This is a genomic window from Acetobacterium sp. MES1, from assembly GCF_002237635.1.
GTDB classification, from domain to species: Bacteria; Bacillota; Clostridia; order Eubacteriales; family Eubacteriaceae; genus Acetobacterium; species Acetobacterium wieringae.
Window position 1 is genome coordinate 18,408 of sequence record NZ_MJUY01000057.1, and the last position, 21,397, is coordinate 39,804.

Annotated in this window: 19 protein-coding genes and 1 other RNA gene; 11 read left to right on the plus strand and 9 right to left on the minus strand. The window is 47.8% G+C overall.

The window, feature by feature from the left end; genetic code table 11:
- Positions 1-152: 152 nt before the first annotated feature.
- The 7 genes from BI182_RS15535 to BI182_RS15565 all read right to left on the minus strand — a co-directional run bounded on the left by BI182_RS15535 (position 153) and on the right by BI182_RS15565 (position 7,115).
- A complete protein-coding gene (locus BI182_RS15535) occupies positions 153-365 on the minus strand; it encodes a 4Fe-4S binding protein (protein WP_228881669.1) in 213 nt (70 codons plus the stop codon).
- Positions 358-2,358, minus strand: a complete 2,001-nt coding sequence (locus tag BI182_RS15540; protein ID WP_286809213.1) for an aldehyde ferredoxin oxidoreductase family protein — start codon at positions 2,356-2,358, stop codon at positions 358-360. Before BI182_RS15540 ends, BI182_RS15535 begins: the two co-directional genes overlap by 8 nt.
- Before the next feature lie 10 nt (positions 2,359-2,368).
- Positions 2,369-2,602: a MoaD/ThiS family protein gene (locus tag BI182_RS15545; RefSeq protein ID WP_070371001.1), complete on the minus strand. Its 234-nt coding sequence runs from the start codon at positions 2,600-2,602 to the stop codon at positions 2,369-2,371.
- Positions 2,603-3,838, minus strand: a complete 1,236-nt coding sequence (locus BI182_RS15550; protein WP_286809216.1) for an iron-containing alcohol dehydrogenase — start codon at positions 3,836-3,838, stop codon at positions 2,603-2,605.
- Between the two features lie 286 nt (positions 3,839-4,124).
- Entirely contained in the window at positions 4,125-4,559 is a 435-nt protein-coding gene (locus BI182_RS15555) for a desulfoferrodoxin family protein (RefSeq protein WP_148638114.1), read from the minus strand.
- Positions 4,560-4,582: 23 nt separating this feature from the next.
- Positions 4,583-5,434, minus strand: a complete 852-nt coding sequence (locus BI182_RS15560; RefSeq protein WP_286809218.1) for a thiamine pyrophosphate-dependent enzyme — start codon at positions 5,432-5,434, stop codon at positions 4,583-4,585.
- 1 nt (position 5,435) lies between these two features.
- Complete coding sequence (locus BI182_RS15565) at positions 5,436-7,115, minus strand: 2-oxoacid:acceptor oxidoreductase subunit alpha (protein WP_286809220.1); 1,680 nt, start codon at positions 7,113-7,115, stop codon at positions 5,436-5,438.
- A 200-nt stretch (positions 7,116-7,315) separates the two neighbouring features.
- Between BI182_RS15565 and BI182_RS15570 the strand changes: the two genes are divergently transcribed.
- From BI182_RS15570 to BI182_RS15590, 5 genes are all read left to right on the plus strand, one after another.
- Positions 7,316-8,317 carry a DUF3089 domain-containing protein gene (locus BI182_RS15570; RefSeq protein ID WP_286809221.1) on the plus strand — a complete coding sequence of 334 codons (1,002 nt, stop codon included), beginning with the start codon at positions 7,316-7,318 and terminating at the stop codon, positions 8,315-8,317.
- Between the two features lie 62 nt (positions 8,318-8,379).
- Positions 8,380-8,645, plus strand: an RNA gene (gene ffs, locus BI182_RS15575) — signal recognition particle sRNA large type.
- Between the two features lie 228 nt (positions 8,646-8,873).
- Positions 8,874-10,013, plus strand: coding sequence for a 1-propanol dehydrogenase PduQ (locus BI182_RS15580; RefSeq protein WP_286809223.1), 1,140 nt, complete (start codon positions 8,874-8,876; stop codon positions 10,011-10,013).
- A gap of 133 nt (positions 10,014-10,146) precedes the next feature.
- On the plus strand, positions 10,147-10,629 hold the full coding sequence (locus tag BI182_RS15585) for a permease (RefSeq protein WP_286809224.1): 483 nt from the start codon (positions 10,147-10,149) through the stop codon (positions 10,627-10,629).
- The gene (locus BI182_RS15590) at positions 10,626-11,177 is read left to right on the plus strand and encodes a permease (protein WP_286809226.1); all 552 of its coding nucleotides are present in this window, start codon (positions 10,626-10,628) and stop codon (positions 11,175-11,177) included. Before BI182_RS15585 ends, BI182_RS15590 begins: the two co-directional genes overlap by 4 nt.
- 81 nt (positions 11,178-11,258) lie before the next feature.
- Here BI182_RS15590 and BI182_RS15595 read toward each other — a convergent pair whose 3' ends face one another.
- Complete coding sequence (locus BI182_RS15595) at positions 11,259-11,567, minus strand: hypothetical protein (RefSeq protein WP_070371009.1); 309 nt, start codon at positions 11,565-11,567, stop codon at positions 11,259-11,261.
- Between the two features lie 218 nt (positions 11,568-11,785).
- Here BI182_RS15595 and BI182_RS15600 point away from each other — a divergent pair, with 218 nt between their 5' ends.
- From BI182_RS15600 to amrA, 5 genes are all read left to right on the plus strand, one after another.
- Positions 11,786-13,939: an ATP-dependent helicase gene (locus BI182_RS15600; RefSeq protein WP_286809228.1), complete on the plus strand. Its 2,154-nt coding sequence runs from the start codon at positions 11,786-11,788 to the stop codon at positions 13,937-13,939.
- A 351-nt stretch (positions 13,940-14,290) separates the two neighbouring features.
- Complete coding sequence (locus tag BI182_RS15605; protein ID WP_286809229.1) at positions 14,291-15,520, plus strand: phenylacetate--CoA ligase family protein; 1,230 nt, start codon at positions 14,291-14,293, stop codon at positions 15,518-15,520.
- A 136-nt stretch (positions 15,521-15,656) separates the two neighbouring features.
- A complete protein-coding gene (locus BI182_RS15610; protein ID WP_070371012.1) occupies positions 15,657-15,851 on the plus strand; it encodes a DUF6440 family protein in 195 nt (64 codons plus the stop codon).
- Between the two features lie 177 nt (positions 15,852-16,028).
- Entirely contained in the window at positions 16,029-17,318 is a 1,290-nt protein-coding gene (gene eno, locus BI182_RS15615) for a phosphopyruvate hydratase (protein WP_070371013.1), read from the plus strand.
- Between the two features lie 27 nt (positions 17,319-17,345).
- A complete protein-coding gene (gene amrA, locus BI182_RS15620) occupies positions 17,346-18,779 on the plus strand; it encodes an AmmeMemoRadiSam system protein A (protein WP_228881708.1) in 1,434 nt (477 codons plus the stop codon).
- 3 nt (positions 18,780-18,782) lie between these two features.
- On the opposite strand, the gene mutY is transcribed toward amrA, so the two are convergent.
- Complete coding sequence (gene mutY, locus BI182_RS15625; RefSeq protein ID WP_286809233.1) at positions 18,783-19,892, minus strand: A/G-specific adenine glycosylase; 1,110 nt, start codon at positions 19,890-19,892, stop codon at positions 18,783-18,785.
- Between the two features lie 311 nt (positions 19,893-20,203).
- Here mutY and BI182_RS15630 point away from each other — a divergent pair, with 311 nt between their 5' ends.
- Positions 20,204-21,280, plus strand: a complete 1,077-nt coding sequence (locus BI182_RS15630) for a resuscitation-promoting factor (RefSeq protein WP_070371016.1) — start codon at positions 20,204-20,206, stop codon at positions 21,278-21,280.
- The last annotated feature ends 117 nt before the right edge of the window (positions 21,281-21,397 follow it).

Sequence of the window (21,397 nt, forward strand, 5' to 3'; positions counted from 1 at the left end):
ACTATGAATGCAACCTAAAATATTGGCAAGCGTGTGTAGACACACTTGCCAATATTAAGTAATACATGTAAATTATTGCGGGTTTCAGTCCGAAAAAATTACTGGAAAGACTCGCAGTCTTATTCGTTGCAGGGTAAGCCATCAGCTGGTGATCACATCATCTTAATCGCTTCCATCGGGCAGGCTTTGGCGCAACGGGTGCAGCCGGTACAGCGATAGTATTCATCCAGCACCGGATAGGCTTTCTGGTAGCTGTCGATGTCGGTTTTTCGTAGGACAATGCAGCTTAAAGGGCAATCGCCGGAGCAGATCCCGCAGGCCATACAGAGTTCATAGTTGATAACCGGTTTTTTCTTATCAGCCATGGGTTATGCCCTCCATTTCCAGATCGCAAAAGCCCAGATCCTCCAGGGCTGTTTTGGTGGGGATACCGGTTTTTTTGTCCCAACCCATAAACTGGTAGTGAATGCTCATCATTTCATCCATGTTAAACTGCTTACCTTTCAATGGCCCTTCAGTCAATGGCGGCTTACCGCTGAGACGGTCATTCATTTTAAAATCCCGGGGATTGATCCCCTCCCGAACGTTAAAGGACTGGCGCAGGGTTTGCATTCGCAGACCGATGGTCATGTATTCGTTAGGGGTCTTATTCCAGCCGGTAGCAGCATTGAGATAGTCAAATAGTTTAAAGTGATTCAGTCCGCTGACCAGCGCAAAAAAACAACCACCAGAGCCATCCAGAATTTGTTTGATGCAGGCATTAATCATCGATTTCAGGCCGACCTGATTGGTCGCCTCGTATTCGCTATTTTTATCCTCCCCCAGTTTGACCTTGGGCGCCCAGGTGACATCCTCCCAGATTCGCATATAGGTGTAATAGCTGCCAGCACCGATGGTGTGGCGGCCGGGGGTGGGGTCGCAGGAATAATGAATACCGAGGATTGGATCGAGCCGGGGATCATGCATACCGGGTTCCTGACCACCAGCATGGACGGCCAGGGGCGCTGATTCGACACCTAAAATTTCACTGGCTTTTTTAACACCGTGTTGTAAAATTGCCCCGAAACCGGTTCCGGCAATCATCTGTTCAACCAGGGTAATAATGGCAGCGGCATTGCCCCAGGAGAGATCCAGGCCGCCGGTGACTTCCTGGCTTAACCAGCCTTTTTCATAACACTCCATAGCAAAGGCGATGGTGTTTCCCGCAGAGATGCTGTCCATCCCACCCCGATTGAGGAGCTCATTGATCGTAAAGATGGAATCCCGGTCTTTATTGAGAAGCAGGGCACCGAAGGCGGCGACTGTTTCATACTCGGGCTTGTGGGTATGGGTGAAGCGACCTTTGCTTACCGCGCTGATATCGCACAGGCCCCCACAGCCGATGACACAGGAATAACAGTGATATTTCTGCCTTTCATGTTTTTGAATAAGATCCGGATTCATTTGACGATACTTGCGATAGGGGAAATCGGTGATCGAACCCTTCCAATTCTTTACAGGCGTGTCACCCATGGTCATTCCCATGGTATTGGTAAAACCAGTTCCCCATTTTTTGATAATGGCCGTGGATAACATGCCGTCGATAGGGATTGCCTTATCCGTGGCAACCATGGATTTGCCCATCAAAGGCAAGATTGCCCCGGTTGTCATTGGTGGCAGGTTGGAAGCTTTGATTTTTCGGGCATAGTCCTGGCTGATGGCTCTGAGGGTTTCCGGATTCTCAGAACGGATCATCTTTGAACCTGCCAGAACTACGGCTTTTAGTTTTTTTGAACCCATTACCGTACCTACCCCGGAACGGGCCGCCATTCGGCCACCATCGTTGGAAATCCCGGCGATTTGCGATTGGTGTTCACCAGCCGGGCCAATGGTGGCAATTGCCAGCTTTTTGTTGGCGGTAATCATCTGATTGATGGCCGCTTCGGTGGCGACGGTATCCAGCCCCCAGAGCATACCAGCATCCAGGAGCTGGGGGCCGGTGTTATCAATAAAGAGCAGCATCGGTTTGGGAGCCTGACCCTTGAAAAAGATGCCGTCATAACCGCATTGCTTAATGGCTGGCGAAAAGGTGCCACCACAATTGGCATCACCGAAGCCCCCGGTAAGTGGCGATTTACAGACTGCCAGCCAGCGGCCAGTCATAAAACTACCAGTGCCGGTGAGGAGACCACTGACAAAGCCGAGAATATTGTCAGGCCCCAGGGGATCAGCTCCGCCAGGTATATATTTGTATAAAATATAGGCTCCCAGACCGACCCCGGAAAGAAAATGTTCATATACCGTATCGGGAATTTTGATTTCGTCAAAGGTGGAATTTGAGAGATCCACCATCAGGATTGTTCCGCAATAACCTTTCAAAAAATACCTCTCATCCTCCCGCCAGGGGCAGTATAAAACTGATCACATCGCCGTGTTTTAACGGGGTGCTTAATTTGACTCGTTGGTAATTGACATGGCAGATCAGCAGCGGCTGCAGCACCAGGGGAATTTTCAGCTGGCGGTAAACAGTCAATAATCGAGCGCCTGGGGGTAATGTCATCATACCATCCTCATCCAGATGGGTCAGGCTGGCAAGGGGTGGGGGAAAGACCTGGACTTTCATTTAAGCCTCGGGAGCTCTTTCCGGGCACAGCTGTCTCAGGATGTCGCAACATTCCTGATAATTCATAATCCGGGGAACCGGGTAGGTGGGATTCCCTTCTTTTAGAATCCGCTTGGCCAGTTCGGGAATATCCTTTTCCTTCAGAGCGTAAATGGTGGTGGGGATACCCATATGGAGGTTCATCGATTTGATTTTTTCGATGAAGAGTTCCGCCAGGGTTTCGTCATCATACATGGCTTCGCCCAGACCGGCATAGAAAGCCAGTTCGGCCAGTTTTTTTTCAGCGGCTTTTTTGGAAAACTCAAGAATGTAGGGCAAAATAATGGCATTGGCTAAACCGTGGGGAACCCCGTAAAAGCCACCCATGGCATGGGCAATGGCGTGGACATAGCCCACATAGGCTCGGGTGAAAGCCAATCCAGCATCAAAGGAAGCCTGAGCCATTTTCAGACGGAGCTCCAAATCCTGGCCATTATGATAGGTATCTTCAAGATTATTGATAATAATTTCAGTGGCATTCAGGGCTTTTTCTTTAACAAAAGCAGTGTCGTATTTTCCGATGTAGGCTTCCACTGCGTGGGTTAGGGCATCCATTCCGGTCGTAGCTGTCAGGGAAGGGGGCAGGCCGACACTGAGCTCCGGATCAAAAACCGTAGCCAGGGGAACCAGTTTGGGATCGCTAATTACAAATTTCTCGTGATTTTTAAGATCGGTGATTACGGCACAGATGGTTGCTTCTGAACCGGTACCGGCAGTGGTGGGGATGGCAAAAAAAGGCGGCAGTCTTCGGGTCAGTTTAAACAGCCCCCGCATTTTTTCAATGCTTTTGCGGTTGGTGACTTTGGCGGCAATAATCTTGGCGCAGTCGATGGGAGAACCACCGCCAAAGGCGACGATGCCCTGGCAGTTGCTTCTGTAATACAGAGCCAGACCGTCCTCGATATTTTCGAAAGTGGGATTGGGTTGGACCTTGTCAAAGACGATGGCGTCAATGCCATTGGTTTCCAGAGAACATAAAAAGGAATCCAGTAAACCCATTTTATGCAGGGGTTTGTCGGTAACAACCAGAACTTTATTCACCCCGGAAATCGCAATGATTTCGGGAAAACGGCGAACCATGCCAGGGCCCTGAAGGACCGGAGGAATCGGTAGGGGCAACACCTGGGCGACTTGCTTCATGACTAACTGAGAACTGCGGTAAGGAGCATTTTGAATGGTCTTAAGTACTCTTTGCATCAGATAACCTCCATTTTGTTACGGTAGCATTGATTAGAGCTTTAGGGATCGAAAGCACAAGGTTAAGTTTATTATCGTTCAGGAATCATCCCTTGGCTTAAATATGTTATTCATTATATCACAACGAAAAATAAAGAAATTAAATGGCTGAAATTTAAGGTTTTATAAAGAATTTTGACATTTTGGGATGAATCCGGGCTCGGGTCGGTTTCGACCCGGAACCCGGTGATGTCAGGTCATCATAAAATCTGGAGCAAACCAGTAACGATACGATAAAAGCGGATCATTACTCAATACAGCCCTGGGGGAACTCCGGGGAGCAGACAATTTCTTCGTAATCCAGCTCGGCATTGTTGACCATCCAGAGGCCATGAACATCACAATAGGCATAAACCCGGATAACATCCAGTGATTCGACGGTGAAGAAGGCTTCAGGTGGATGTTCGGGCGTCAATTGCACATATTGGCCACCGTTTCGGGTTTGGACAAAGATCCATAAAATGGAATGATCGGTTGTCATCGGATGGGGAACGCTTCCCACCTTAACCTGAAGCTGGTGGTCGGAAAAAACAAGCACCGGAAGGTGTTTTTCCTTGGCGGCATCAACGGTATTAGGGGCCAGCAGCGTCTGGGAGTGGTTGCAGTATTGGGTCAGGGTGCCGTTTAGTTCCAACAGCACGGCGTTGCAGTCGTTGCATTGGTAAAATAACTTGGGATCCATACGATTACCTCTTTCTTCTTGATTCAGATATAGCTTTTAATTAAGGTCTCGATAGCGCTCTGGGGAACGTGTTTATCAACAAGGGGAGTGTTATCAAAAAGTTCCGGGCGTTTATCGGCGTAGGTGGGGGTGGCTTGTTGATAAAGGATGCCAATCGGAATGGCATCTCCGAATTCCATTGCTTTTTCGATGGCGGCCAGTTTATTGGTCGGATCATAGCGATCATCCAGGGGTTTCACCCGTTGCTTATAGTAGGCAAAGGTGTTGACTTTATTAAAGCTGACACAGGGCTGGAGGATATCGACCAACGCGTAGCCGGGATGCTTAATTGCGGCAGACATCATGTCGGCCAGATGTTTTTTGTCACCGGAAAAGGAACGGGCCACAAAGGTGGCGCCAGCGGCCAGGGCAACCAGGAGTGGATTAAAGGTTGCACCCATATTGCAGGCAGCCGCTTTATGAAGCGGATCGCAGGGGTCGGAGGTGGGCGAGGGCTGGCCCTTGGTCAGGCCATAGATCTGATTGTCGTGGACAAAATGAGTAATATCGACGTTACGGCGAATGTTATGAAGAAAGTGATTTCCCCCTTCGCCGTAGGAATCACCATCGCCAGTATTGACAATTACGGTCAGATCATTGTTGGCAATTTTAATGGCGGCCGCCGCTGGCAGAGAACGGCCATGGAGCCCACTAAAGCCATTGGCAGTGATGTATTGATTGGTTTTGGCGGCTTGGCCGATCCCTCCGACCAGAACCACCTGATGGGGTGGGGTAGCCAGCTGATTCAACACTCCGGTGAGGGTCTCGAGAATGGCGTAGTTGCCGCAGCCAGGGCACCAGGCGGTATCGTAGGTGGTAAATGCTGGTTTGTTCATGTCAAAAGCCTCCTTTAAGATTTTTAATACCATTGAGAATATCGTCTACAGATAACTGGCGGCCATCATATTTGAGAATGCTGTGGTCGCAGTTGATCAGCGCTTCTTCCCGGATTAACGATGCCAGTTGGCCGGTGGCGTTTTGTTCGACATTGATTATATCGACCACCTGGGCGGCAAAATGACGAAGCCGTTCGGTTGGCAGGGGATAAATATCGCCAAAAATCAGGGCCCCATAGTTATTTTCGTTCTGATTGAGAATATCTATGGCTTCTTTAATGGCTCCGCTGGTGGAACCAAACCCTACCAGCAGCGACTGGCATTGATGGGAGCCCCAGAATTCCGGTTCGATCAGTTCTTCTTTTAGGGCGTTTAGTTTATTTTGCCGTTTATTGACCATCTGATTGCGGACGGTTGCCGATTCGGTAATCTGGCCCCAGGGATCATGTTCATCACTGTCCACCCGGACCAGGGCCGGGCTTTTCCCCGGGATGGCTAGTGGTGAGATGCCGTTTTCAGTGAGGGCATAGCGTTGATATGGCAAATCATCCGTTGCCGGAACCATCGGGCCTGGTTGGTCAAAGTGGACAATTTTGTTGACATCAAAAAGCGGGACGGTGGTGGTGGAATCGGCCAGATACTGGTCGCTTAAGAGAATGACCGGAATTTGGTATTTCTTGGCCAAAGCCAGACTCCGGGCAGTCTGATAGAAACAATCGGCATGATCCCGCAGGGCGATGACCATCCGGGGGAATTCCCCCTGGGAGGCCGAGATGACAAATTTCAGATCACTTTGTTCAGTTCGGGTGGGAAAACCGGTGGCCGGTCCGGGACGTTGGACATCAACAGCGACCAGCGGGATTTCGGCGATACCGGCAAAGCCCAGGGCTTCCACCATCAGCGAAAAGCCTCCACCAGAGGTGCCGGTCATGGCAGCGGCTCCGGTATAGGAGGCCCCAATAGCCATGTTGATGGCGGCAATTTCGTCTTCAGCCTGTTCGACGGCAATGGACATGGAGCTGCTTTGAGCATTAAAGAAATCAAGCAGACTGGTCGATGGTGACATCGGATAGGCTGAGTAAAACCGGATTCCGGCGGCTACAGCCCCCAGGCCAATGGCGGTATTGCCGGACAGTAAAAGCTGTTCTGACGTTACAACTGGCGATAAATGATGAGTGGTGTTTAATAAATCATAACCCATTTTGATGGCAGACAGGTTGACATCGACCAGGTCAGCCCGAAGACTTGCTTTTAAAATACCCGCAACCTGATCAAGGGGAATATCAAAAAGTTTCAGCAGGGCTCCGGTAGCCACGCTATTGATGACCTTGGAGTTGCCAAGGTTGGCAGCAGTTTTTTTCAGAGGACATTTAATGGCCCGGAAGTCATCAATCGCTAACGACTCATCGCATAAAATAAAACCATCATAGGATAGTCGGGACTGATGTTCCTGATAGGTGGTCTCATCGATGGCAAAGATCCCATTCAAGATGTCCCGATGGGCGTGAAGGGGTTGATCGCCAAAGCGGATCTGGGTGAAATTGTGGCCACCTCGGACCCGGGACATAAAATCACGGATTGTAAAAAGATGACAACCCGATTGTTTCAGCATTTTTTCAAAAATTGCGGACATTGTTTCAATGCCATCGCCGGCGGCGCCGCCTAAAAGTATGTTATACATACAAAACCCTCCATTCAAAGATAATAGCCCAAAAGAAAAATAGGCTTTATTATTGATTACCCAATTATTGGAGTTCTAAAAGAATGATTCTGATTTTCTCGTTTTTTTAATTCAGGATGGCTAAAAAGTTTTGATTTGGCTGATCAAAAAAGATAGAATAGGCAGTAGCAATGAATTCGATATAAAAAAGGGGGAAAATTATGTCAACACGAACAAAGCGCCAGCGATCGCTAGCAGTTTTGGCGGTTTTGATTCTAATGGGCATGCTCCTGGGAGGGTGTGTCCAATCAGCAGCGGTGGTGGATTACAGCGAGCCGGAGAACTGGGCCTATCTGCCGATTGAAAGCGACCGCAACAAGGCGTGCGATGTATTTTTTGTGGCGCCGACTGTTTATCTGGGCACCGCTGAGATTCATTCCATGGATCTGGCCGACGAAGCGACCAAAGCCCAGTTTTTAGGAGCCACCACGATGGAAAAGGGAATTTATGACGGGTCAGCCAATTTTTTTGCTCCCTACTATCGCCAGGCCGGACTGAATGCTTATACCATGGAGCCAGCTGAAGCTGAACCGTATTTTGATCTGGCTTATGACGATGTCGCCCGAGCGTTTGATGTTTACATGGAAGATTACAATCAGGGCCGACCCTTTGTGCTGGCCGGGTTCAGTCAAGGATCAGAAATGCTGCTGCGACTGCTGGAAGAGAAATTTTCCGATCCGGCCTTGAGTGAGCAGCTGGTGGCCGCCTACTTAATTGGCTGGCGGGTGACGCCGGCGGATCTGGCTCAGTATCCGCATCTGAAAATGGCCCAGCAGGCCGGTGATACCGGGGTGATTATCAGCTTTAATTCCGAGGCGGTGGGGGTCGAAACCTCGTTGATCGTTCCTGATCAAACTCTGGGGATTAACCCTCTGAACTGGAAAACCGACAGTACCCCGGCGACGGCTGCAGAAAATCAGGGAGCCGTCTTTACCGACTACTCCGGGGCCATTATCAAAGAGATCCCCAACCTGACGGGGGCCTATCTGGATCCCACCCGGGGTACACTTCGGGTTACCGATGTCGCAGTGGCGGATTATCCGCCGGTGCTGGATATTTTTTCGGACGGCGTGTACCATCTTTACGATTATCAGTTCTTTTATCGTAACCTCCAGGAAAACGTCACCCAGCGGATTGCTAATTATCAGGACAAGGCATCCTGAGACTTTCTTAAGCGATTTATTTTTTCTTGTCAATTATACATTAATAGGCTATAATGTACAGGTCGTGCTAGATGGAGAGTTAGCGGTGCTTTGTAACCTGCAATCCGCTGTAGCAGGGTTGAATTCCCCATCGAGGCGCCAGGGTTTGAGGTCTGCCAGAGGAAAGTGGCGTTGAGAGTTGGACCCTTCGCAATAGAAACTTATGAACCCCGTCAGGTCAGGAATGAAGCAGCGGTAAGTAGGATCTTCTATGTGCCGGAGGATTATCTGATTTGAGCCAACTACCTGTGTAACGCTTGGAAATTGGTAGTCGAAGTGGGGTGCACGACAAAAAAGTCTATTGAATGTCAAACAGAGTTTGGTATTCAATAGACTTTTTGCGTTGCGGCAGAATCATGATACTTAATGGTCATCATGGAATAAAAATTAGGGATAATCTATATTTTAACAAGTATTCTTGCTATAATGAAAAAAGTTCAATCTGACTAGAATCGGATACCGCCGTGGCGGAAAGAACCATTGAGAAAGTTAAAATTAAGAATGTGAGGAAAAACCCATGCGATTTTTTCAAGTGAAGCCAGCAATTTATTATGGGGAAGGTTCCCTGAAACAAATTGAGAAACATAATTTTAAAAACGTCTGTATTGCCACTGACCAGGGGATGGTCAAGTTTGGCTTGCTAAAAAAACTAACCGATGAACTGGATGCCAAAGGGATTTCGTATCATGTTTTTGCCGATATTGAGTCTGATCCTTCTACCGAAATCGTCGAAAAAGGACTGATGCATATCATCATGAACAAACCCGATGCGCTGATAGCCATTGGTGGGGGATCGGTTATTGATGCTGCCAAGGCGATTATTTTTTACTGCGTCAATTTCAAACGGATCTTTTTCGAAGACCGCTATGTTCATAAACCGACTTTTATTGCTATTCCGACCACCGCCGGAACCGGCTCTGAGGTTACCGAATACGCCGTCATCACCGACAAACAGAAGAATACCAAAATTCCCTTGACCGATATCCTGATGATGCCGGATGAGGCGATTCTTGATCCGCAGCTGATTGAAAGCGTCCCAGCCGGGGCCACCGCCGCAACCGGAATGGATGTCATGACCCATGCCATTGAAGCTTTTATTTCCACCCAGAACAATCCCTTTGCCCGGTGTTATGCCAACAAGGCCGTGGAACTGGTTTTCCGCAGTCTCTATCCCAGTTATGTGAATGGCTCGGATCTGGAAGCCAAGGGCAGCATGCAGATTGCCTCCTGTATGGCCGGGATTGCCTTTAACAGTGCCGGTCTGGGTATTACCCACAGTATTGCTCATGCCTTCGGTGCGATGTTCCATCTGCCCCACGGATTGGCCAATGCCATTGTACTGCCCTATGTGATCAAATTTAACGGCCAGGACGAAAAGGTTCAGCATCAGTATGCCCGGCTGTTAAGTGGTTCCGGCATTCTGAATGTCTCCGGCAACGCCACCGAAACCCTTTATAACAGTGTGGTAGCGCTCAGTGCTTCATTGAATATTCCTGCTTCGTTAAAAGCCTCAGGAGTTTCGGAAGCGGATTATCTGGACGCCCGGGAAGAAATGCTTAATAAGGCGATGGCTGATATCTGCACGACGACCAACCCGGTGGAAGTGACCAGAGAAAAACTGGGAGGCGTTATGGACCAGGCCTACTACGGCATCTAAAGGCATATTAATAATCAAACTTGAGCTCTGGTGTTTTGCGCCGGAGCTTTATTTTTGTTATAATAGATAACTAAATTAGTAAAAAAGAAACGACCACCAAGTGATGAACAAGCGATGAAAAGAGGGAAAAGAGATGACCATGACGATTGTTTTTTATGGATTGGCGGCCATTGGGCTCGTTTTTTCCTTGGTCAAAAGCCGGGAAAAAACAAAAATGGCCTTAATCAAGGCGTTAAAAGCTTTTGAGAATATTTTGCCCCAATTTTTGGGGATTGTGTTGCTGATTGGGGTGATCCTCAGCCTATTATCACCGCAGCAGATTTCCCAACTGATCGGAGAAGACTCAGGATGGGTTGGGGTAATTATTGCGACCGTGATCGGTTCAATTACGTTAATACCGGGTTTTCTGGCCTTTCCATTGGCGGCGGCATTGTTGGAAAATGGAGCCGGCTATATGCAAATTGGCGCTTTTGTATCCAGTTTGATGATGGTGGGAATTGTGACCATGCCGGTTGAATTTCTGTATTTCGGGAAAAAGGCGACGTTTTTACGAAATGGCATGGGACTGATCTTTTCGATATTGGTTGCGCTGGTTATAGGAGGGGTTTTGTCATGAAAAAGAAGAGCGTCGAATTGGTCAAGCGGTATCGTTTTTTTGGGATAATGATTGTAGTCACCCTGGTTATACTGGCTGTCAAACCAGCCATGGGGGTTCAGGTTTACAGCCTGGCAATCAGCAGTGTGTTAGAAATGCTGGGGGTACTGCCGCCGATCTTTATTTTAATTGGTCTATTGGATGTCTGGGTAAAAAAAGAAACCATGGTCAAATACATGGGCAAAGATTCGGGGATTATTGGGGTATTATTGGGATTCTTTCTGGGAGCTGCCGCCGCCGGTCCGCTTTACGGGGCCTTTCCGGTGGCTGGGGTATTCTTAAACAAAGGCAGTCGGTTGGCCAATGTTTTTATTATCGTCGGGGCCTGGGCATCGATGAAAATACCATTGCTGCTTTTTGAAGTGGCGGCCATGGGCTGGCAGTTTACCCTGATCCGTTTGGTGATGGATGTTATCGGGGTACTGGTGATTGCCTATAGTATGGAAAGAATTCTCACCGATGCGGATGAGCGGCAGATCTATGAGTTGGCCCGCAAGATGAATCAATAGCTAACGGTGGCAGCACCACATAAAAAAGACACCCTTTCATTGATGAAGGTGTCTTTTGATTTAATGGTGGATTCGAAAAATTTAACTCAGTGAAGCTGCCAAGCCAAACAGTGCAATCATTGCCACAATGGCAATAACTGCAAAGACGATGTTGATAATAATCAGCACCAGACCAATGGTTTTACCGGTCTTGGCTTTTTTATTATCCGGATCAGCGGCATACTCTTTTTTGCCGTAGACAAAAGCCATGATGGCAGTGACTAGACCAGCCAGGCTGACAATTGAGGCGATGGTACTCAGACCGATCGTTGTCAAAATGATATTGACACCAATACAAATTAAAGAAATAATGCCAAAGGTAAACCCCTTCATTCCATCTTCAAAACTCATAATCATACTCCTTCCCTATTTCAAAATTGTTTCTGAGTTTATTATACCCGAAAAGAATAGCTGTAAACGAGTAATTTATTAGAAAATCAAGATTTAACAAATTTTAGTGGTCGGGAAATGAAACGATGTGGTTTTTTTTAGCGCGCTGACGCAGACATTGTGATAGCCTGACTGCTGATAGACTGGATAAAAAAATATATTTCAGCTATAATGGGGTCATGAAAAATTTTGAAACCTTTAAACAATCCTATCAAATAAAACTGAATCCCCAGCAGGAACAGGCGGTGGTGCGAACCCGAGGTCAGAGCCTCTTGCTGGCGGTGCCGGGCAGTGGTAAAACGACAGTGATTATCTGCCGGATCGCCTATTTGCTGGAGGTTTTACAAATCGATCCGGGGGAAATTCTGACCCTGACTTTCAGCCGGATGGGGGCCCGGGATTTAAAAGCCAGATATACCAAACTGTTTGGCGAATCCCAGGCAAAAACCCTCCATTTCAGCACCATCCACAGCTTTGCTTTGGGGGTCATCCGTCATTATGAGCGGAGCTACCGGCGCCGGGCCCATACGGTACTGGGGAATATCACGCCGGTGATCCGGGAGTTATACCGGCAGCTTTTTCAGGAGCATCCGGGGGAAGTTGAACTGGGCGAAATTTGTCAACGGATCGGCTTTTGTAAAAACATGATGCTGACCGAGGCAGAAATAAAACTGCTGCCACCACTGGAGGTTGATTTTCTGGCAATCTATGAAGCCTATGAAAGCTATAAACGCCAGGAACAACTGATGGATTTTGATGACATATTAAAATATGCCTGGGGACTATTAAAAAAGTACCCTGAAATGCTGGCCTTTTTTCAGAATAAGTATACCTATATCCATTTGGACGAAGCCCAGGATACGTCAAAGATTCAGTTTAAAATCATTGAACTATTAACCGGGAAAAACGGGAATCTTTTTATGGTGGGGGATGAGGATCAGAGTATTTATGGTTTTCGGGGCGCTTTTCCTGAGGCTTTACTGACCTTTAAAGAGACCTGGCCTCAGGGCGAGGTCTTGCTGATGGAAACCAATTACCGCAGCACCCGGCAGATAGTTGACAAGGCCAATGCCTTTATCAAGCTAAACCATGAGCGCTACCAAAAAGAAATGGTGGTGCCTGGGGACAGGTCGTTTACTGGGGTGCCAATTGCCCGGGAATGGGTGACGTCCAGCGAAGCTCAGTATCAGCTGATCATTGAAGCAATCCGCCGGGAAGGCAAGGAAATCGCGGTGCTCTATCGCAACAATGAGTCGGCTATTCCCCTGGTGGATCTCTTCGATGTGGCTGGGATCACGTATCAGATCAAGGAACATAGTCCACAGTTTTTCGGTCATTTTCTGATTAAGGATATCCAGCTTTTTTATGCGTTTGCCGTAAATCTGGATGATATCAATTTATTCACCCAGGTTTACTATAAGATGGATACGGCCATCTCCCGGGAAACCATCAACCAGCTGGAGCGGCGACATAAACCTGGCGAAAATGTCCTTGACACCCTGATCAAGATCAGTGGTGACCGGGCCTGGCAGGTTAAACGGCTAGAAGAACTTAAGGCCGGGTTTGAAAAACTACAGGCGGTGCCGCCGCAGCGGGGAATTGTGATGATTCTGGATAGCCTGGGGTACCGCTCTTATCTCAATTTCCGGATCAGTTCCGGACAATCAGAAGAAAGTATAGAGCAGAAGCTGACGGTGCTGAAGATCCTTGGTGGCCGGGTTAACAATTTTCCGGACTTTTTTGATAAGCTGGAAAGGCTGGCCGAAAAGTTGCAGGAGCCTCAAACCAGAAAGGCGAAAACACCCCGAGTGACCCTATCGACCCTTCATTCCAGCAAGGGTCTGGAGTTTGAAAAGGTCTTTATCATTGATGCCACCGAAGGGCAGATTCCCAATGTCTCCAATGCCCCGGAAGATGCCAAAGCCTACGCCGAAGAAGTCCGGCTCTTTTATGTCGGTGCCACCCGGGCCAAACAGGAATTGATATTTCTCTGTGTTAAACACCGGGACAAGGACATCAAACCTTCGCCGTTTATTTCTTATTTAATTGACGGTCTACCCCGCAAAAAAGCGGCGCCGGAAAAACCGGGGCTTCGGCATCGTGAGAGTTTTGGCCGTCAGCAGGGCAAATGGCAAGATTATCATACCGGTGCGGCCAGCGGTGCTACTGTTGATCTGGGGGCTTATCAGCAGGGTCGGGTGGTGATTCATCAGCGTTTTGGGGCCGGTACCATTCTGACCCGTAACGGCAATATTGCCAGTATTCATTTTGAAACAGCCGGGGAAAAGAAAATGAATCTGGCTGTCTGTCTGGAAAACGGCGTGATCAAATGAGGGGTCTTGACAAAAATAAAAATTAGGGCTATACTCAGAAAAAACAAACCGGTGATGGTGGAGTAAAGTCAGCAGCGCATTTAAAGCGAGTTGGGGATGGTGAGAGCCAAACAGGAAGCGGACTGGCATAATGGGCACCTGAGGGTGTGAGGAAAGGGCAGGGCCTGAGTATTTCACAACGTTTCATCCACGTTAAGGGATGGCAGATGTGATGGCATTTGCAGATCAAGTGCACAGGTTAGATTAGCCTGTGAATAAAGGTGGTACCGTGGGTTATTTTGACTCATCCTTTTATTGTTGCAGACAATAATGGGATGGGTCTTTTTTATGTCAGGAAAGAGGAAAAGAAAGATGGAAACTTTAAAAAATTTACAGGCACTGGTCAAGCGACTGGAAGAGAAAAGTCCTTTTTATCAGCAACGGTTTAAAGCCGCCGGAATTGTGGCGGATGATATTAACACCATGGCTGATTTTGAGCAGCTGCCTTTTACTGATAAGGGTGATCTCCGCAATGCCTATCCCCTCGGTTTGCAGGCGGTACCGGACAGTGAGGTGGTACGGATTCATTCTTCATCGGGAACCACCGGCCAGCCGGTGATCATTCCCTATACCGCCAGCGATGTAGCTGATTGGGCGGAAATGTTCGCCCGTTGTTATCACTATGCCGGGATGACCGATGAAGACCGGATTCAGATTACCCCAGGCTATGGGCTCTGGACTGCCGGGATCGGCTTTCAGGCCGGGGCCGAGAAAATGGGCGCCATGGCGATTCCGATGGGGCCGGGGAACACCCAGAAACAATTGCAGATGATGGTCGATTTAAAAGCTACAGTGCTGGCCTCGACCTCATCCTATGCTCTGTTGCTGGCCGAAGAGGTGGCCAACCAGAACCTCGGCGATCAGATCCATTTAAAGCGGGGTGTCATCGGTTCAGAACGCTGGGGTGACAAGATGCGCAGCCGGATTGCCGAAGAGCTGGGGATCGAGCTGTTTGATATTTATGGCCTGACTGAAATCTACGGCCCCGGCATTTCCATTGATTGCAGCGAACACGACGGGCTCCACTACTGGTCGGATTATCTGTACTTTGAAATTCTTGACCAGGAAACTCTAAAACCGGTGCCGGAAGGCGAGTATGGCGAGCTGGTGATCACCACTTTCCGGAAGGAGGGGGCGCCGCTGCTGCGCTACCGTACCCATGATATCACCCGCTTTATTCCTGGCCCCTGTGCTTGTGGCTCGGTTTATCCCCGTCATGATCGGATCATCGGCCGTACTGACGACATGGTCAAGGTAAAGGGGGTTAATATCTACCCCGGCCAGATTGATGAGCTGTTAAAAACCGTCGATGGGGTCAGCAGTGAATATCTGGCTACCGTGGATCATCAGGACGGCAAAGACCGGGTGGTTCTGGCTTTTGAAGTTTTAAATGGTGTTGATCAGAATATGATTGAAGCTGAGGTGAAACGGCAGTTTAAATCCCGGGTGGGCTTAAGTGTTATTCCCCAGGCCAACTCGATAGGATCGTTGCCTCGATCCGAGAAAAAAAGCGTCCGGATCATCGATCGTCGCTTCAGTTAAGAAGATATCTCTGAGGAATCACAGCGATCAGATCGGTACGAAAACCCGTCTTTCCAAAAAAATGCCAGAAAAATTGATTTTTTATCCGGAATTGGGTATAATGAAATCGGCCACCTTGATTTAAGAGGAGAAAAAAATGAAAACAAAAAAACAAAAGAAAAACCGATTCAAAATCGTTCTCAACGAACCCACTGGCGAGAGTTCCGGGTGTAAGATCATTGAAGATACCGAAACAGGAATTAATTACTTATATCATTTTGATGAATTTGGCGGCGGACTCACGGTACTGATTGATGAAGAAGGTGAACCTTTAGTTGCCCCTGAAAAATAAAATACCCAGACCCTGAAAGAGATTTTCTTTTTCAGGGTTTTTGTATGCATTTTATTTCCGGTAAAAGTTTATTTCCATAAAATAGGTGTATAAACAAAAAAGGATATAAAAAATTGAACCCAAGAATTTAGCACCGAAGTGTTTGGCAGAGACCAGAATAAAAAAATGGAGGAAAAAATGAATACTTATATTGAAGATATTTTTGCCAGAGAAATACTGGATTCCCGGGGAAACCCAACCATTGAAGTGGATGTGATACTGGAAGATGGCACCATGGGCCGCAGCATTGTCCCATCAGGGGCCTCCACCGGGGCCTTTGAAGCGGTGGAACTACGGGACAAAGATTGCAGTCGCTATCAGGGTAAAGGGGTATTAAAGGCGGTCGACAGCGTGGCTTATGCCCAGGAGTTTCTGGTGGGCATGGATGCTTCCGATCAGATAGCCGTTGATGGAGTGCTGATTTCTCTGGATGGCACTGAAAACAAAAGTAAGCTGGGTGCCAATGCGATTTTGGGGATTTCCATGGCTACGGCCCATGCGGCGGCCAAATCATTAGGGTTGCCCTTTTATAAATATCTGGGTGGCGTTAATGCCAAACTGCTGCCGACCCCGATGATGAACATTTTAAACGGCGGGGAACATGCCGACAACAATGTTGATATTCAGGAGTTTCTGATTATGCCGGTGGGTGCCCGGGACTTTCGGGAAGCGGTGCGGATGGGCTCAGAAATCTTTCATCAGCTCAAAAAAGTGCTTGGCGAAAAAGGGATGGCCACCTCAGTGGGCGATGAAGGCGGTTTTGCCCCGAATCTCAAATCCAATGAAGAAGCGCTGCAGTTGATTGTAGAGGCCATTGAAGGCGCTGGCTATCTTCCGGGTGAAGATGTCCAACTGGCGATGGACGTAGCAGCTTCGGAAATGTATAATGAAGAAACCAAAAAATATTTTTTGGCTGGTGAAGGGGTTGAAAAAACTGCCGAGGAAATGATTGCGTTTTATGAAATGTTAATTGACAAGTATCCGATTATTTCAATTGAGGACGGTCTGGACGAAGAGGACTGGGATGGCTGGAAAATCATGACCGAGCGGCTGGGAAAAAAGGTGCAGCTGGTTGGGGACGATATTTTTGTCACCAATACCGGGCGGCTTAAACGGGGCATTGATACCGGCGTGGCCAATTCAATTCTGGTCAAAGTCAATCAGATTGGGACCCTGACCGAAACCCTGGATACCATTGAAATGGCTAAACGGGCCGGTTATACCGTGGTGGTTTCCCATCGCTCCGGTGAAACCGAGGATGTTACTATTGCCGACCTGGTGGTGGCCGTCAATGCCGGACAGATTAAAACCGGGGCGCCATCCCGAACTGACCGGGTGGCCAAATACAATCAGCTGATGCGGATTGAAGAACAGCTGGGTCTGCTGGGTGACTACGCCGGGAAAGATGCGTTTTATAATATCAAATAAAGAAAACACAAATAAGGAAGTGAAACAATGTATTTAAAAGGATTGGGTATTGCCTGTCATCCGCCGGTGTTGATCCCGGAGGTTGGGCAAGGCCGAGAAAATGAAGCACAAAAAACGATCCGGGGATTACGGGATCTGGCGCTGAAGGTGGCCGAAATTAAACCGGAGGTGATTGTTTGTATTACGCCCCACGGCAATGTATTTCGCGATGGCGCAGCAGTGGTTTATGAAAATCAGATCAGTGGTGATTTGCGAAATTTTGGATATCCGGAGATCAGCCTGACAAAAGACTGCGATATGGGGCTACTGGATGAGCTGAATGTGGGTTTTGCCAAAAATAACTGCCACACCATTTTTTTGAATCATAAAATTGCCAAAGAGTATAAAATTGGTCTGGAGCTTGATCATGGGGTGTTGATACCACTTTATTTTATCGAAAAATACTATCGAAGCTATAAGATTGTCCATGTAACCATTGGTGATCTGAGTTTGATTGAGCTTTATAAAATGGGGACAGTAATAAGAGAAGCCATCGAAGCCCGGGGCAAAGAAGCGATGATTCTGGTTTCGGCTGATCTTTCGCACTGTCTTAAAGATGAGGGGCCATATGCCTTTAATCCGATGGGGCCGTTGTTTGATGAAAATATTGTTAATGGCATCAAAACCAAGAATTACTACTCGATTCTAACTGTTCCCCACCAGGTCTATGAACCCGCCGGTCAATGCGGGTTAAAACCGATCGTGATGGGATTGGGCGCCACTGATGGTCTGGATACCGAAGCCACGGTCTTTTCTTATGAAGGACCTTTTGGGGTTGGTTATATGTCGGCCTTTATCGATTTGACCGATAAAAAAATCCCCAGTCTGCTTAGTCGTTATGAAGAAGATAAAGTGCTTTCCTATAAAGAACGGCGTTTAAACGAAAGCCCCCTGGTAGCATTGGCCAGGGCGACCATCAATACCTGGGTACAACGGGGCCGGAAGCTGAATTTTGATCATTACAAAAGTCAGGTTGAAATCGAAGCCGATGTTCTGGGTGAACTGGAAAACAATCAGGCCGGGGTTTTTGTCTCGCTGCATAAGCATGGTGAACTGCGGGGCTGCATCGGCACCACCGGTCCGGTGACCGAAAGTATCGCTCAGGAAATTATCCGCAATGCCATTGAGGCATGCACCTATGATCCCCGGTTTATGCCGGTGGAAGAGCAGGAACTGATGGAGCTGGAAATCAAGGTGGATGTCCTGGGTGTGCCCGAAGTGGTAAACAGTTTGGCCGAATTGGATGCTAAAAAGTACGGGGTTATTGTCGAGAAGGATCTCCACCGGGGTTTGCTGCTGCCTGATCTGGAAGGGGTCAACACGCCGGAAGAACAGATTGCCATTGCCAAACGAAAAGCCGGTATCGCTGAAAGTGACAGCGATGTGATTTTGCAGCGCTTTCAAGTGATCCGGCATCAGTAAGCATTAAAAATTGGTCAATTGATCTAAAAGTTTTGAAAAGGCAACAGGTAAGGCCAGGTCATCGATCTCGGACAGCGCCTTAAACTGATAGTCTGTGCGTGTGTGCGCCTGGTTGGAGACGAGGTGGGAAGTTGACACTGGTTCCCGGATTGCATTGCCCAAATCAAAACCATAGATGGACATCTCCCAGACAATATGGGAAAAAACATGGCGGTTGGTGCCGATAAAGATAGGTTCATTTAGCTCGTGGAAATTTTCTGCGAGCTTTTTTTTGATGTCCTGGCCATGGCCAGCCACGGTTTCGGTAATCGGAAAGGACCACATCCCGGATAACAGACCAGAATCTGGCCGGCGCACAAAAAATAGGCAACTGTTTTGTTTGACGATGCCAACTTCCATTTTTTTAGTGAGCTGCTTCGTTTTTTTCTTTTTGACCGGAAGCTGTCCGGTGGTTCCGGCGGCATGACTCTGACAGCCACTGCGGATCGGGCAGATCAGGCATTTGGGACTTTGGGGAGTACAGATCACGGCGCCCAGCTCCATCAGTGCTTCATTAAAATCGCCAGCGGCATCTGGTAGAATACCTTCAATAAAGCCAGTCATCCGCTTTTTTGTTTTGGCATCGCCAATATCATCAAAGCTGTTGCCATAACGGCTGATTACTCGGAGAACATTGCCGTCCACGGCACTAACCTTCTCATTAAAGGCAATGCTGGCGATGGCACCACCGGTATAAGGGCCAATGCCCGGGAGCTTAAGCAGTTTGGCAAAGGTTTCGGGCATGTTACCCTCATAGTCAGAGACAATAATCTGGGCCGCCTGATGGAGGTTGCGGGCCCGGGAATAATAACCCAACCCCTCCCAGGTCTTAATGACCTCATCGACCGAGGCTTGAGCCAGGGAAAAAACAGTGGGGAACGTTGCTATAAATCGGTTATAATAGGGTATTAATGTATCAATCTGGGTTTGCTGCGCCATAATTTCCGAGATCCAGATATAATAGGGGTTCCGGGTTTGGCGAAAGGGCAGATCCCGCTTCGCTTTTTGAAACCATTTAAGTAGATCGGTCTGTAACATTTCAATTTGCTGCTGATTTATTTTGGTATCGAGCATTTGGTCTCCGTTCGTTAAAGTTCATTCATTTCAAAGTATAAAATAAGGCACAAGATGTAGTATAGAACAGTTTCCTAAAAACTATCTTGTCCGGCTTTAATCAGCCCCGAAAGGCCAGGACAAGAATTTACCCCATCCCCCATTATGGCATTAGAATGGGCGAAAACACGGTTTGTAATTGGGATGGGGTCACCATTTAGACCCGCAAACGCCACAAAAAACTTGACATAAAATGGGTAGGATGGTAAACTTGCTGTAACAAACGTGTAACTTTTATTTATGCAATTTTGACAAAATGAAAGGTTTTATTTATGAATAGAGAGAGAGAAACCGGTGGTTTTCTCAAGAAATATCCAGGCGTCAAGATCGGAATCATTGCTTTGATTCTGCTTCTGGTCGTGGGTGTTTCCAGTGCTTTTACCGTTGAAAAAGAAGTTTCGGTCAACTTCGAAGGCAAGGTATACACTGCCAATGGAAAACTACTCGAATCCCTGGAAGAAGTTCTGATTGCCAATGAACTTCCGGTCAGTGACGAATATAAATATAGCGTGCCGTTGACAACCTTGTTTAAAGATGTCATTGATGTAACAATTGAAAAGAAGATTTCCGGAAATATCCAAGTTGATGGAAAAACCATTGCCTACTTATCAGGCGGTGCCACTGTTGGCGATGTTCTTGAAGAGAACGGGGTCAAGCCGGATGAGGATGACAAGGTTGAACCGGGATTAAATACCCCATTAACTGAGAAAACCGGAACAATCAAAGTAACCCGGATATCCTACGTGGAATCAACTGGCATTAAAGATGTGCCGATGAAGGCCACCATCAGAGAAAATCCTGAGTTGCCGATGGGCACCCGAATTGTTGTTCAGGTTGGACAAAACGGTAAAGCCAACAAGAAAGAAAAGATCCGCTACGAAAATGGTGTCGAAGTCAGCCGGGAAGTGATTACCTGTGAAGTCATCATGCCAGCGGTGGAAGAAATTATAGAAGTGGGTCCCTCGACAACCATAACAATGCCGGAGGCGGTAGAAGTATCTTCGGTTATTGGGAATGTCAATGTCGAAAAAAGTGCTACCGGTGACGGCAGTACAAGCATAAATCAGGAAAGTGGTTTTAAAGGGAGTATGGTGGTCAGTGCCACTGCTTACACCGCCACTGGCAATAACACTGCTTCGGGAACTGTGCCACAGTCAGGCCGAACGATTGCCACCTGGGGAGGAATTCCTTTCGGAACCAAAGTTTACATCCCGGCGCTTGGCGGTATTTATACCGTTGAAGATCGGGGTGGCGCAGTCGGCTATGGTATTATCGATATTTATATGGATAGCGAAGCTGAATGCGAAGCCTGGGGCCGACAAAACATTGAAATATACTTTGTTGAGTAGTAAAAAAGACGATGATTTTCATCGTCTTTTTGTTTGCCGATTTTTAGCGGAGCAATGGTGGTTTGGAGGCAAATGTAAAATGGCGGACCGAAAAAGGTGATGTTGGGAAAAAATAGA

Bases quoted from the DNA above. Each gene is read 5' to 3' on its own strand.
- BI182_RS15535 (WP_228881669.1), bottom strand. From the start codon at position 365: ATGGCTGATAAGAAAAAACCGGTTATCAACTATGAACTCTGTATGGCC.
- BI182_RS15545 (WP_070371001.1), bottom strand. From the start codon at position 2,602: ATGAAAGTCCAGGTCTTTCCCCCACCCCTTGCCAGCCTGACCCATCTG.
- BI182_RS15550 (WP_286809216.1), bottom strand. From the start codon at position 3,838: ATGCAAAGAGTACTTAAGACCATTCAAAATGCTCCTTACCGCAGTTCT.
- BI182_RS15555 (WP_148638114.1), bottom strand. From the start codon at position 4,559: ATGGATCCCAAGTTATTTTACCAATGCAACGACTGCAACGCCGTGCTG.
- BI182_RS15560 (WP_286809218.1), bottom strand. From the start codon at position 5,434: ATGAACAAACCAGCATTTACCACCTACGATACCGCCTGGTGCCCTGGC.
- BI182_RS15565 (WP_286809220.1), bottom strand. From the start codon at position 7,115: ATGTATAACATACTTTTAGGCGGCGCCGCCGGCGATGGCATTGAAACA.
- BI182_RS15570 (WP_286809221.1), top strand. From the start codon at position 7,316: ATGTCAACACGAACAAAGCGCCAGCGATCGCTAGCAGTTTTGGCGGTT.
- BI182_RS15580 (WP_286809223.1), top strand. From the start codon at position 8,874: ATGCGATTTTTTCAAGTGAAGCCAGCAATTTATTATGGGGAAGGTTCC.
- BI182_RS15585 (WP_286809224.1), top strand. From the start codon at position 10,147: ATGACCATGACGATTGTTTTTTATGGATTGGCGGCCATTGGGCTCGTT.
- BI182_RS15590 (WP_286809226.1), top strand. From the start codon at position 10,626: ATGAAAAAGAAGAGCGTCGAATTGGTCAAGCGGTATCGTTTTTTTGGG.
- BI182_RS15595 (WP_070371009.1), bottom strand. From the start codon at position 11,567: ATGAGTTTTGAAGATGGAATGAAGGGGTTTACCTTTGGCATTATTTCT.
- BI182_RS15600 (WP_286809228.1), top strand. From the start codon at position 11,786: ATGAAAAATTTTGAAACCTTTAAACAATCCTATCAAATAAAACTGAAT.
- BI182_RS15605 (WP_286809229.1), top strand. From the start codon at position 14,291: ATGGAAACTTTAAAAAATTTACAGGCACTGGTCAAGCGACTGGAAGAG.
- BI182_RS15610 (WP_070371012.1), top strand. From the start codon at position 15,657: ATGAAAACAAAAAAACAAAAGAAAAACCGATTCAAAATCGTTCTCAAC.
- eno (WP_070371013.1), top strand. From the start codon at position 16,029: ATGAATACTTATATTGAAGATATTTTTGCCAGAGAAATACTGGATTCC.
- amrA (WP_228881708.1), top strand. From the start codon at position 17,346: ATGTATTTAAAAGGATTGGGTATTGCCTGTCATCCGCCGGTGTTGATC.
- mutY (WP_286809233.1), bottom strand. From the start codon at position 19,892: ATGCTCGATACCAAAATAAATCAGCAGCAAATTGAAATGTTACAGACC.
- BI182_RS15630 (WP_070371016.1), top strand. From the start codon at position 20,204: ATGAATAGAGAGAGAGAAACCGGTGGTTTTCTCAAGAAATATCCAGGC.